This is a genomic window from Terriglobia bacterium (assembly GCA_020072565.1).
Classification (GTDB): Bacteria; Acidobacteriota; UBA6911; order UBA6911; family UBA6911; genus JAFNAG01.
On the sequence record JAIQGI010000007.1, the window covers coordinates 238274 to 250187 of the forward strand.

At 55.8% G+C, this 11914-nt stretch carries 8 protein-coding genes; 7 read left to right on the forward strand and 1 reads right to left on the reverse strand.

Annotation, left to right across the window (positions count from 1 at the left end):
* Window positions 1-7 precede the first annotated feature (7 nt).
* Together LAP85_06385 and LAP85_06390 are read left to right on the forward strand one after the other, a co-directional pair.
* Window positions 8-994, forward strand: a complete 987-nt coding sequence (locus LAP85_06385; protein ID MBZ5496014.1) for a glycosyltransferase — start codon at window positions 8-10, stop codon at window positions 992-994.
* A gap of 54 nt (window positions 995-1048) precedes the next feature.
* Window positions 1049-2248 (forward strand): TIGR03087 family PEP-CTERM/XrtA system glycosyltransferase, encoded by a 1200-nt coding sequence (locus LAP85_06390; GenBank protein ID MBZ5496015.1) that lies wholly within the window; start codon window positions 1049-1051, stop codon window positions 2246-2248.
* 9 nt (window positions 2249-2257) lie between these two features.
* On the opposite strand, the gene asnB is transcribed toward LAP85_06390, so the two are convergent.
* On the reverse strand, window positions 2258-4135 hold the full coding sequence (asnB, locus tag LAP85_06395) for an asparagine synthase (glutamine-hydrolyzing) (GenBank protein MBZ5496016.1): 1878 nt from the start codon (window positions 4133-4135) through the stop codon (window positions 2258-2260).
* 521 nt (window positions 4136-4656) lie between these two features.
* On the opposite strand from asnB, the gene LAP85_06400 reads away from it, so the two are divergent.
* The 5 genes from LAP85_06400 (at window position 4657) to LAP85_06420 (ending at window position 11542) form a co-directional block, all read left to right on the forward strand.
* Window positions 4657-6309, forward strand: a complete 1653-nt coding sequence (locus LAP85_06400) for a glycosyltransferase family 39 protein (GenBank protein ID MBZ5496017.1) — start codon at window positions 4657-4659, stop codon at window positions 6307-6309.
* Window positions 6306-8381, forward strand: coding sequence for a PEP-CTERM system histidine kinase PrsK (gene prsK, locus LAP85_06405; protein ID MBZ5496018.1), 2076 nt, complete (start codon window positions 6306-6308; stop codon window positions 8379-8381). Before LAP85_06400 ends, prsK begins: the two co-directional genes overlap by 4 nt.
* Window positions 8382-8545: 164 nt before the next feature.
* Window positions 8546-9931, forward strand: a complete 1386-nt coding sequence (gene prsR, locus LAP85_06410) for a PEP-CTERM-box response regulator transcription factor (protein ID MBZ5496019.1) — start codon at window positions 8546-8548, stop codon at window positions 9929-9931.
* A gap of 34 nt (window positions 9932-9965) precedes the next feature.
* Window positions 9966-10832, forward strand: coding sequence for an exosortase/archaeosortase family protein (locus LAP85_06415; GenBank protein ID MBZ5496020.1), 867 nt, complete (start codon window positions 9966-9968; stop codon window positions 10830-10832).
* A gap of 35 nt (window positions 10833-10867) precedes the next feature.
* Entirely contained in the window at window positions 10868-11542 is a 675-nt protein-coding gene (locus tag LAP85_06420; GenBank protein MBZ5496021.1) for an EpsI family protein, read from the forward strand.
* Window positions 11543-11914: the final 372 nt, after the last annotated feature.

Below are 11914 nucleotides of genomic sequence, written 5' to 3' on the forward strand. Positions count from 1 at the left end.
CGAGCGCATGAGTACCCAGTGCTCCCATAACAACAAGCTGGTATTCATTTCGTGGGCCCTCTCCTGCAGAAGAAGCGACAGCATCGCCCGCAGGCTCGGAGGAACTTCCTATATGGTCTACTCGGGGGCATGGGGAAGCCGATATTCGACGATCGCTTTCAAGTATGCTTCCCAGATCGTAAAGACCCTGAAAATCCTGATCCGAACCAAACCGCATGCCGTCTTCGTAATGACGCCTCCCATCGTCGCCTGTCTTCCAGTCTTGGTCTATGCAAAACTTGCGGGGGCTTCTTACTCGATCGACGCGCACACCGCCGCATTCGTGGACCCACCATGGCGGCACATCCTTTTCATCCACAAATATTTTTCACGGCGCGCAGCTACGACGATTGTAACCAACGAGTATCTTCAGAAATTAGTGCAGGCATGGGGAGCGCATGCAACGATCGTCGCGGATGTGCGCGTCTGTTTCCCGGATCCTGCGCACGTGAGCCTCGACGGCGGTTCCAATATGGCCCTCGTTTGCAGCTTTACCAGGGATGAGCCCGTGGCATTGTTTTTGCGCGCCGCACGCAGCCTGCCCCAAATCAAGTTCTATGTCACCGGCGATCATGCGGATGCGGATCCGAGTCTTGTCAAAAATAGGCCGGATAATGTCGTGTTCACCGGATTTTTGCCGGAGGCCGAATATGTCGGTTTGTTGATGTCCTCGGACGCGGTCATATGCCTGACTACCGTGGACCATACAATGCAGCGGGGAGCGTATGAGTCCATTTATCTCGGCAAGCCGGTGATCACGTCCAATTTCGAGGTTCTCAGGAAAACATTCCATAAGGGCGCAGTCTTTGTCGATAACAGAGTCGAGGACATCGTACGGGGCATTGTTCAGATGAGAGCCGACCTCAGGAAATATCAAGAGGAGGCACAGCAATTGAGGGAAGAAAAGCTGCGTCAGTGGGAAACCGTGGAAGCCGAGCTGCGGCGTTTCTTATAAATCAGGGTTCCGCTCCCCGTCGTCCCCGACGACGATGCGCCAAAGGAATCAAGGATGAACCTACTTTACCTCTGTCATCGGATTCCCTACCCTCCTGACAAAGGTGACAAGATCCGATCTTTTCATCAGATCCGGCATCTTGCGCAACGCCACAGAGTGCATTTGGCGTGCATGATCGACCAGGTCGAGGATCTGCAGGGCATAAACGAGCTCAAACACTATTGTGCTGCTGTTGACACTGTCTACCGCAGCTCATCGTCAGCGAAAACCGCAATCCTGGCCGCCCTGCTGACCAACAAGTCGCTCTCGGTAGCGTCTTTTCACTCGAAGCAACTACAGAAAAAAATCGCCGAACGCCTGGCTTCCGAGCACTTTGACAGAATATTTGTCTTTTCTTCGACCATGGCAGAGTATGTCTGGGATGTAAATCACATTCCGCGCATCATGGATTTTGTCGACGTGGATTCCGAAAAGTGGCGCGATTATGCCGGCTATCATTCATTCCCACGGTCACTGATTTACCGGCAAGAAGCGGTTCGCCTGGCGCACTATGAAGAGCGCATCTCCCTGAATTTCGACCATTCGATATTTGTTTCTGAAGCGGAAGCCAACCTCTTTAGGAGAAGGATCAACCACAGGCCCATCTCTGTGGTTCCCAACGGCGTGGACTTCGACTACTTTGCGCAGCGCGTTGCCAGTCCGGTCCTTGCGGACGGTCCCGTCATCATTTTCGTGGGGGCAATGGACTACTTTCCGAACATAGATGCGGTTCGTTACTTCTGCAAGGACATCTTCCCTCTGGTGCGGAAAAGCAGGCCGGAGGCGCGTTTTTATATCGTGGGAAGCCGCCCCGCGCGCGAGGTTATCAGGCTGGGCCGAATCGCCAATGTCAAGGTAACCGGGTGGGTCCCCGATGTGCGCCCCTACCTGGCGATGGCGTCCGTATCCGTCGCTCCGTTCCGGATCGCCCGGGGCATTCAGAACAAGATTCTCGAAGCCATGGCATCGGGGGTTCCGGTCGTTTCGACCTCACGAGCGGTTCAGGGAATCGGAGCCTCCGAGAAAGACGGCCTCAGAATAGAAGACGAGCCAGGTGCTTTCGCCCGGCAGATCCTGCGCCTGTTGGACGCGCCGCAACTCGGCGAAGAGTGTGCCCAGCATGCCCGAGACTACGTCTGCATTCATCACCAGTGGCAGCAGATTGGAAAGCTGATCGAGGATATCCTCCAGGCCGTGCCGGCGCCCAGGAGCTGAACGGGAGCCTCATCCGACTTCAGGAGCGAAGCGCTGCAGCCACAATCGGAACATTAAGATACTCCACAGCTCGTTGGAGCGGTCTCTGACTCGAGACTGGTGTTGGTCCCACATCTTGCTGATAAATGCGGAGTTGAGGAAGGGATCTTTCCTCCCGATCAGGAATTCCCGGGCATAATCATGGATCCCGGACCGGAACCAATCTGCAAGAGGAACACCGAAACCCATCTTGGACCGATGGATAATGTTGTCCGGCAGGCATCCCTGCATCGACTTCTTGAAAAGGTACTTGCCGGTTCCTCCATTGAGCTTCAATCTGGAGGGCATCCTTGCCACCAGGCCCATCAACACGTGATCCAGCAGCGGGCATCGGACTTCAAGGGAATTGGCCATGCTGGCACGGTCCACCTTGGTAAGGATGTCGTCGGTGAGATAGGTCTTGATGTCGAGGTACTGGATCCGTGAGAGGGGATCGGCCGTACCTGCCCTGTCGTAATGCTCACGAAAGACCTCTATGGTCTGATAATCCTTGAGACGAGCCTTCAGATCGTCCGACAAAATAGAGGGCTTTTCGTAGCCGCGGAATGTCGACATGCTCTCAAAATAGCCCTCCAGAGCATCATGAGCCAGGCTCTGGAAAGTCGTTTTCGCGCGGATGAACCGGGGCGCCCAGTCCATTTTAGGATACATCCTGCCCAAGGGGCCGAAAACCGGCCTTCTCAGCCACAGAGGCATGACGGCCCTCAGGCGATTTTCCTGCTGGTCGAAAAAGTAGCGCCGATAGCCGGCAAAGTTCTCGTCACCGCCATCGCCGCTGAGACAAACGGTGACTTTTTCGCGGGCCACCTGGCTGACAAAGTAGGTGGGAAGCGCCGAAGAATCTGAAAAGGGCTCGTCATAGTGCCAGACCAGTTTCTCGATGGTGCCGATCTTCTCCGGAGTCACAACGCGCTCGTGGTGATCGCTGCCTAAATGCCTGGCCACCTGGCGGGCATAAGCGGATTCGTCGAAAGAATCCTCGGCAAAACCGATAGTGGCAGTCTTCACGGGCTGTTTGAGGATCTGGCTCATCACGAAGACCACTGCCGATGAGTCGAGCCCGCCGGACAGGAATGCTCCCAGCGGCACCTCGCTCATCAGCCTGATGTCCACCGCGGTTCTCAATTCAGCCAGGAACATTTCGAGCCATTGCTTTTCGGAGAACTCTACGTCCTCGGCGAATTTGAGATCCCAGTAGGGTATTTCCCGCAGGTTGGGTCCCTCAAATTTAAGATAATGTCCCGGCCGCACCTTGTGGATCCGGCGGTAGATGGACTTGGGCGCCGGAACGTAACCCAGTGAGAGATAGTCGCTGACGGCGTCCTCACGGATTTCGAGCCGGAGTGCCGGGTGGCAGAGAATCGATTTGATCTCGGAACCAAAAACCAGTTTTTCATCGTCCAGGTAGTAAAAGAGAGGCTTTTTACCCACACGGTCCCGGGCCAGGATCAGTGTTTGCCTGGCCTGGTCCCATAATCCGAATGAAAACATGCCTCGCAGTTTTTCGATGAAACTATCCGGATATTGCTCGTACAGGTGAACGACGGTCTCCGTGTCGGTACGGGTCCGAAAGTCGTGATGGCCTTTCAGCCCTTCCCGAAGTTCCTGGAAGTTGTAGATTTCGCCATTAAAGGTTATCCATATGCTGCCGTCCTCATTACTGAGAGGCTGGCGGCCAGTACTCAGATCAATGATGCTCAGGCGGCGGTGGCCCAAAGCGGCCTGCCGGCCCACATAGACGCCGGATTCATCCGGCCCCCTGTGCCGCTGGATATCGGACATTTTGCGGACCACGAGCTCGTCGATCGGTCTCCCGTCAAAATAGTAAACGCCGCAAATTCCACACAAAGCCGGTACCTCCTGTTCTTGTCGTCACTACCCTCGCCCCACGCCGCCAAGATGGGCACGGGCGAACTCATGAGCGTCCTGGATCGTTCAGTAACATCGGCTCAAATTCCTGCGCCGATATCCATATCTTCGCGGACATTCTAATAAGAATGCCGCCACCGGCAAAGTCCTTTTCAATCCAGCGTGGAAATATCCCCGGGATTGCTTTCCCCCGGCAGGCAATTCCCGTCTCCCGAAACCCGCATTGATCCGGCCCGGGCCCCAGCCAGTCAAAATGGGCCGAGCATGCTTTCAGATTTTGGAGTGCGGCGGCATGGCGCCGCGTTTGAGGTTCGTAATAGCCAAAGCGGCGTCATGCCGCCGCACTCCAGAGCGCCTGCGGCGCGAGAAATTTGTGGTATTTCCGAATCCGTTTGGGCATATCAGGAGCGATGAAATTCACGCGGCCGCTTCGCGGCCTGGTGTATCCATGAATTATTCAGGCCTGCGGGCAAAGGGCGACGAGTGCCGTTCCTTCTCTTATGAAACGTGAACAGATAGTCCGACTCTTGTGTCTCTGCATCCTCTTCGCTCTGACCGCCACGCTCTTGCTGCGTGGCCTGAGCAACACCAGCATTGGCTTTCCAGATGCCGATCGGAACCTGATGGATGGCGTTTTTATCAGAGACTTCCTTCAGGAAATGCCTCTGACCAAGGTATTCGAGTTCACGGCCACTTATTACGCAAGATACCCTGCTCTCAGCATCGGCTACAAACCGCCATTCTTCGCCTTTGTCGAAGCGATCTTTAATATCCTGTTCGGCATCAACCTCTGGGGCAGCAGGCTTGCTGTGCTTGCGTTCGCCCTGGCTGGGGTTTGGGCATATTTCCGCCTGGTGCAGCGCATGTCCGACACCCCGACGGCCTTTTTCTCCTCATCCCTTCTCGTCACGACGCCCTTTGTGGCGCAGTGGGGATGGTACACGATGCTGGAAATACCGGCACTTTCCATGTGCCTGCTGGCTTCCTACGCGTTTTATCTGTTCCTCACAGATCACGGCAAACGTTATCTGTACGCAACGGCAATCCTGGTTCCACTCTCCGCATGGACCAAACAGACCGCTGTCTTCACCGTTCTCTGGTTTTTCTTATATGCCGCACTCGCAGGAAAGCTCCTGGGAATATTAAAGCGCAAATCGACCTGGTTCGCGATGATCATTGCCGGGATGCTCCTGATTCCATTGGCGATCCTGACAATTTGGCTGGGTGAACTCAACATCGCCCAATCCATTGGAGGCGATCCCCCAAAAATCAATCTGCTTGCCAGCAACTCCCGGAGTTACCTGCTGCAGTATATCTATCTTATTTATCATCAACAACTAACCGGCCCGGTCCTGCTCCTTGGCCTGGCGGGCATGGCACTCGCGGCCGCCAAACGGCATCGAGCCAGCCTGTACTTCGCCTGCTTGATCGCAGCTACCTATATTGTCTTTACTTTTTTTGTCAGCGCCAAGGAAGCGCGCTACACGATTTTCTGGATTCCTGCCTTCACCTATTTTGCTGCTTTCCCGATTTACCAATTGAGGAATATCAAGCTCGTTGCAAAAGTTTCATCGTTGATTCTCGTCATTGTGATCCTATATCAAATCTATGCCACCTATCAACGCGAACCCCGTTATGCTACCGGCTACGACCAGGCGGCAAAAGTCGCCCTGAGCAATCTTCGCGGCCCAACGGTCCTTATAGATGCTTACAATAATGGCTATTTCACCTATTTCATTCGTTCCCTGGACCCTGCTCGCAGTACGGTTGTTCTTAGAGGAGATAAGCTGCTCAGCTCCTCCGCTGTCTGGCGTGGCCAGCTGACCATTCACGCTCACAATGAGAGTGATATTCGAGACATACTGGACAAATATGGCGTGACGATCATAGTCATAGAGACGCGGGATTATACCGGGATTCCAATCCACCGACTGCTGCGCAGTTTCCTTCAATCCGAAGACTTCGAACTCATAAAGGAAATCCCCATTGAATCCAACAGTGGTCCACTGTCCGATAACTCGCTGAAGATCTATCGGTATTTAAAAGCAAAACCGCCGAACGCAGAGTTTATCACCCTGGAATTGCCCATCGTCGGCCAGACCCTCAAGGTGCCGATGAAGAAATTGACGGACAGCAAAAAAGATCATCCATGACCTCCCTGGAATTTTTCCAGATCATTTCAGCCTCGATCGGGCTTATTAGCGCAGGGCTCGTGCTGCTGTTCAGGCGTTTCGGGCAGGCTTCGTGGTTGCTTTGCTGTTTCTTTTTCTTCAGCGCCGCCGCCCATGGCACCCTGACATTTGCCTATGATCCCAATGGGACGATGGCAGCGCCGTTTTTCCGTCTGGCGTTTTGCTGTGTGTTTCTGGCTGCCCCGTGCGGGCTTCTTTTTACCTGGAGCATAGCCCGCCCCCATTACCGTCAGGCGCTTGCAGAAAAACGGAAGCTGGTCGCGGCAATTCTCTTCCCGATTCCCGTTCTGCTGATATTTCTGTTATTGCTGCCGCCTGCAGTTGACCAGAGGTTTCTGCCCCCGGCGTTTGTCGCGCTGGGACCGGGGGGATACTTGGCCTCGATCTACCTGCTTGTGGTTTGTGTGATGGCCTTTGCCAACATGGAATCGATCCTCCGCAGTGTCGAAGAGAGTGTCAGATGGGAGGTCAAGTTCCTGATCCTCGGGCTCGCAGCCTCTTATGCGGCAATTACCTACATCGCCTCCAAAGTGCTCCTCTACTCATTCCAGTACGCACTCCTGCCGCAGGATGCAATCCATGTCTTTACCTTGATGTTTCCGATTTCATGCGCCCTGATTCTGGTCTCGTGGCGGAGGAGCTCGGGGAGAAGCGTCATCAGGGTCTCTCAGAGCTTCATCTACAGTTCGATCACCCTCCTGGCGGTCGGCACTTACCTGATTGCTTCGAGCCTGATTGCGCGCTGGGTGAGCCAACGGGGTGAAACGGGGATCAGGACGGAAGCGGTCATCTTCCTCCTTTCCGTTCTTCTGCTGGCGATGGTACTGCTGACAACCCAGTTCCGGCACCGGGCGCGAGCCTGGATTCATCGCAACATCTTTGCCGGCAGGTACGACTACCGCCATTTCTGGCTGGAGGCGACCGAAAGGGTTAAGTCGGTTGACGATCCCCGAAAGACTGCCGACTCCCTGGCGCGCCTGATCCAGAACGCTGTAGGGTCCATCGATGTGAGCGTCTGGCTCCGCCGCAGGAACCCGGACAGGCTGGTCCTGCTCGCCCTGTTGGGCACGATGGCCGACCCCGAATCGACCGAGGTGAGCGGCATCATCGACAAACTGCTGGAGCGAAGCGAACCGCTCATGGAAACCGATCTGGGAAAGATCGCAGACGCCGAAAAGCTCAGGCAATTCATGCAGCGGACGAACGCCTCGATCCTCGTTCCTTTGGTATCGAGTAACAGGATCGTGGGGCTCCTCACGGCCGGTTCCGATCGCACCGGCCGACATTACGACCGGGAGGCGCGCGAGTTTCTGCGCGTGCTCGCAAACCACGCAGCCAGCGAGTTCCACAAGTACGAGCTGCTGGCCACGCTGGTCGAAGCCAAAGAGACAGAAGCGCTGAAATCCTTTTCCACCTTCCTCCTCCATGACCTCAAGAATTTCGCCTCCACACTCTCGCTGATCGCCAAAAACGCCGCGCGCCACCAGGGAAACCCCGACTTTCAGCGCGACGCGTTCCAGTCGGTCTTCGACACTGCGGAAAAAATGAAGCGGCTCTGCAACAATTTACGGACGTTTTCCACCAATCTCGCCGCCAACAAGAAACTGGATGACCTGAATCAGATCGTGCACGCGGCGGTCGACAGTCTCAATGCCGGCCTTTCGTACCGGGTCCATCTTGAACTGGCCGAGCTGCCGCCGATTTTCCTTGATGCGGATGAGGTCCTGCGAGTGCTCCAGAATCTCTTGCTCAATGCGCGCGAGGCGCTATCCCCGGAGGGATCCATTACCATCAAAACGGCCCGTCACGACAGCAGCGTGGAACTCGCCGTGATGGACGACGGCAGAGGGATCGCCAGGGAGTTTCTGGAGAAGGAACTCTTCCTCCCCTTCCACACTACCAAGAGCGATGGCCTCGGCATCGGCCTCTTTCAGTCCAAGAAGATCATTGAAGCTCACGGCGGGAACATCTATGTGGAGAGTGAAGAGGGGAAAGGAACCGTGGTTCGGATCACTTTCCCTGCTGCGACTTAGTTCATAAATATGGCAATGTGTTTTTGGACGCGGATAAACGCTGACGGACGCCGACGGCACGAGGGAAAAGATTGGCGTGCAATCGTACCGGCAGAGTGCCGGCTCCGGAATAAACGATCGGCGCACAGCCTTGGCCCTTCGAACCCATGAAAACCAAGGATGCTATGGCAAGAGCCGGTAAGAACCAGGAAGGCGTAATATCTTCTCTGCCAAAGATTCTGGTGGTCGACGACGACGACCAGATCCTCAAGCAGATCCAATGGGCCTTTTCGACGGAATACCAAGTCTTTATTGCCGGCGATCGCCCCAATGCCGTCGACATTTTCAGGAAAGAGCAGATACCAGTGGTTCTCCTGGACCTCGGTCTGCCGCCGCATCCGCGAGAGGCCGACGAAGGCTTGCTCGCGCTCGAAGAGTTGCTGGCTGAGAATCCGATCGCCAAGGTGATCATCGTCTCCGGCAATTCCGAGAGACAGAACGCGTTGCGTGCCATTGAGAAGGGGGCGCACGATATTTTCCCCAAGCCGGTGGATCTGGATGAATTGAGCGTCGTGCTCAAGAGGGTCTATAAGCGCCTCCAACTCGAACGAGAGAGCATCGAAGAGCGCAGCCTGGCACAGCAGGTCTCTTTTGCGGATATCATCGGATCCAGCCTGCCGATGAAAGGGGTGTTTGCCACCATTCGCAAGGTGGCAAACACCGATGTTCCGGTGCTGATCCTGGGGGAGAGCGGCACGGGCAAAGAGCTGGTCGCAATGGCTATCCACAACCTCAGCCGCAGGAAAAGCGGTCCGTTTGCCGCCATCAACTGCAGCGCCATACCCGAGACGCTGCTCGAGAGCGAGCTGTTCGGCCACGAAAAGGGATCATTCACCGGAGCCACTGCGCAACGCCGCGGAAAACTGGAGTATGCTCAGGGAGGCACCCTGTTTCTTGATGAAATCGGGGACCTGGCACCGGCGCTCCAGGTGAAGATCCTGCGTTTTCTCCAGGATCGGATTGTCGAACGCGTAGGTGGGAGAGAGTCCATTACCGTCGACAGCCGGGTGATTGCCGCTACCCATCAAAATCTTGAGACTGCCGTCAAGGAAAACAGATTCCGCGAGGACCTTTTTTTCCGCCTGGCGGTCGTGACCATATCCCTCCCGCCATTGCGTGAGCGCGCCGATGATGTCATCGAGATCGCGGAGCATCTGGTCAGAGCCTTCTCCGAGGAACTCCATATCGCGCCGAAAAAGTTCACCAGGCAGGCGTTGGTAGCGATGAAAGCACACGATTGGCCGGGTAATGTCAGAGAGCTGCAGAACCGTGTCAAGCGGGCCATGGTGCTCTCGGACGGGCAGTACATCAACGCTGCTGAGCTCGAGCTGGATGCACCTGGCGAAACGCGTGCCAAACCCACATTGAAAGAGGCCAAAGACGAAGTGGAGAAGGAAGTGATCGCCAAGGCACTGCAGGAAAATGGGGGAAATATCTCAAAAACCGCCAAAGCTCTGGGCGTAAGCCGTCCGACATTATACGAGCTCATGGAAAGACACGGGCTTTCGTAGCTCAACAACGAAGAGATCGTAAAAAGGTGAGGACATCATAGAAGCTATCGGAGTCGCACTGCCGCGCAGGTCCAGGATAGCAGCCGTTTTTCTTCTGCTCGCCAGCTTTGCCTTCTCGTATTACGGCGTGATCGCCGGACTGGTCAACGATTGGACGATCGACGAGAATTACTCGCACGGCTTTCTGATTCTCCCGATCGCGCTCTACTTTGTGTGGGAGCGGCGCAGCCGGCTCGCACTTGCCCAGCTCCGGCCAAGTTTGCTGGGCTTGGTCGTGATCCTGGGAAGCATCGCCATGCTGCTCGCCGGCGTGCTGGGATCCGAGTTGTTCTTAACCAGAGTCTCGATTCTCGGAACCATCGCAGGAGCTGTTCTTTTCATTTGCGGCCGGCACCACCTCAAGATCCTCATTTTTCCGATCTCGTTCCTGCTACTGATGATCCCGATTCCCGCCATCATCTTTAACCAGATTGCTTTCCCCCTGCAACTGGTCGCCTCCCGGTTCGGCGAGCTGGTGCTCTCCGGCGCCGGCATCCCGGTTCTGCGCGAGGGAAATGTCATCCAATTGGCAAACACCAGCCTCGAAGTGGCCGAAGCCTGCAGCGGGATAAGATCGCTGATTTCACTGCTCACGCTCGGAATTATCTACGGCTACTTCACGGATGCCAGAATCTGGGCACGATCGGCGCTGGCCCTGGCAACCATTCCGGTCGCTATCCTGGCCAACGGGTTGCGGGTTGCCGGAACGGGAGTGGCGGCGCATCGCTTCGGGCCGGAGGCGGCGCAAGGGTTCTTTCACACATTTTCCGGCTGGCTCATTTTCGTCATAGCCTTTCTAATGCTCTTTGTGCTGCAGCATCTTATCCAATGGCTGGTCCCGGTCTCGCGGCGCAAGACCTGATTCAGACGCACTGCGTAGCATCTGATGGAGGAAACGTGGTCGGCAGAGCACTGATAGTCAGCTGTTTGCTGGTTGCCGGAGCAGTTTATATCGGCTTTGCTTCCAAGTCGGAACCGGTGCCCATACGCCGGTCATTATCAGAGCTCCCGGCCCGGATCGGAGTCTGGGAAGGAGAAGGCGCAACAGAATTGGATCCGACTACCCTCAGAGTTCTTGGAGTGGACGACTATACCAACAGGAGGTACTTCGGCACTGCAGGGGCGTCGGTCGGCCTCTATATAGGGTATTACCGCAGCCAGCGCCAGGGGAACACGATTCATTCTCCGCTCAATTGCCTCCCGGGTGCCGGATGGAATCCCGTTGAGAAGGACATCCTGCCCATTTCCATTAATGCCGGCGCTGTCTCGGAAGGCGCCGACCCGCCACAAACGGAGTTCCGTATCAACCGCATCGTGATTCAGAGGGGCATGGACAAGCAGGTTGTCTTGTACTGGTATCAAAGTCATGGTCGTGTCGTTGCCAGTGAGTACTGGGGTAAGATCTATGCCGTGCTCGATGCCATACGAACCAGCCGGACGGATGCCGCTCTCGTGCGCGTGATCAGCCCTGTGACCAGTGCCGGGGAAGCAGGCGAGACGACCGCCGAGCAGAATGCCGTCACTTTCGTCAGGGATCTGCTCCCACTCCTCGGCCAATACCTGCCTGACTAGCCCGGCTTCTTCCTGAATAAATGGCAGAAAAGGGATCTCTGGACGCGGGAAAACGCCGACAAACGCCGTCAGTATTGGTCCTGTCGCCGTGCAGAAGCTTTTGCCGCCCCGCAGGGGTCAGCGCTTCGCGCTGATCGTGCTTGCCATCCAACTTCGTGAATAATTCAGGTCATACAAAACGAATTAAATTCTGCCGCCTGCCGGGCAGTCGTATGTTGTCTGAATCCCTGAGGCACACATAAGAACCGGGAAGCGACTCTTCGTGCCCGCCAAAATGATTTTGTGGTCATTCAGGCCCGAAGGGCCGGCCGCAAGGCCGGGATAAGGATTGCAGGGAGATGGAGCGCCGAAGGCGTGGCACCTGAAGATTCA

What these genes read in the sequence shown, in the direction of transcription:
- LAP85_06385 (MBZ5496014.1), top strand. Translation starts at nt 8, where the DNA reads ATGAGTACCCAGTGCTCCCATAACAACAAGCTGGTATTCATTTCGTGG.
- LAP85_06390 (MBZ5496015.1), top strand. Translation starts at nt 1,049, where the DNA reads ATGAACCTACTTTACCTCTGTCATCGGATTCCCTACCCTCCTGACAAA.
- LAP85_06400 (MBZ5496017.1), top strand. Translation starts at nt 4,657, where the DNA reads ATGAAACGTGAACAGATAGTCCGACTCTTGTGTCTCTGCATCCTCTTC.
- prsK (MBZ5496018.1), top strand. Translation starts at nt 6,306, where the DNA reads ATGACCTCCCTGGAATTTTTCCAGATCATTTCAGCCTCGATCGGGCTT.
- prsR (MBZ5496019.1), top strand. Translation starts at nt 8,546, where the DNA reads ATGGCAAGAGCCGGTAAGAACCAGGAAGGCGTAATATCTTCTCTGCCA.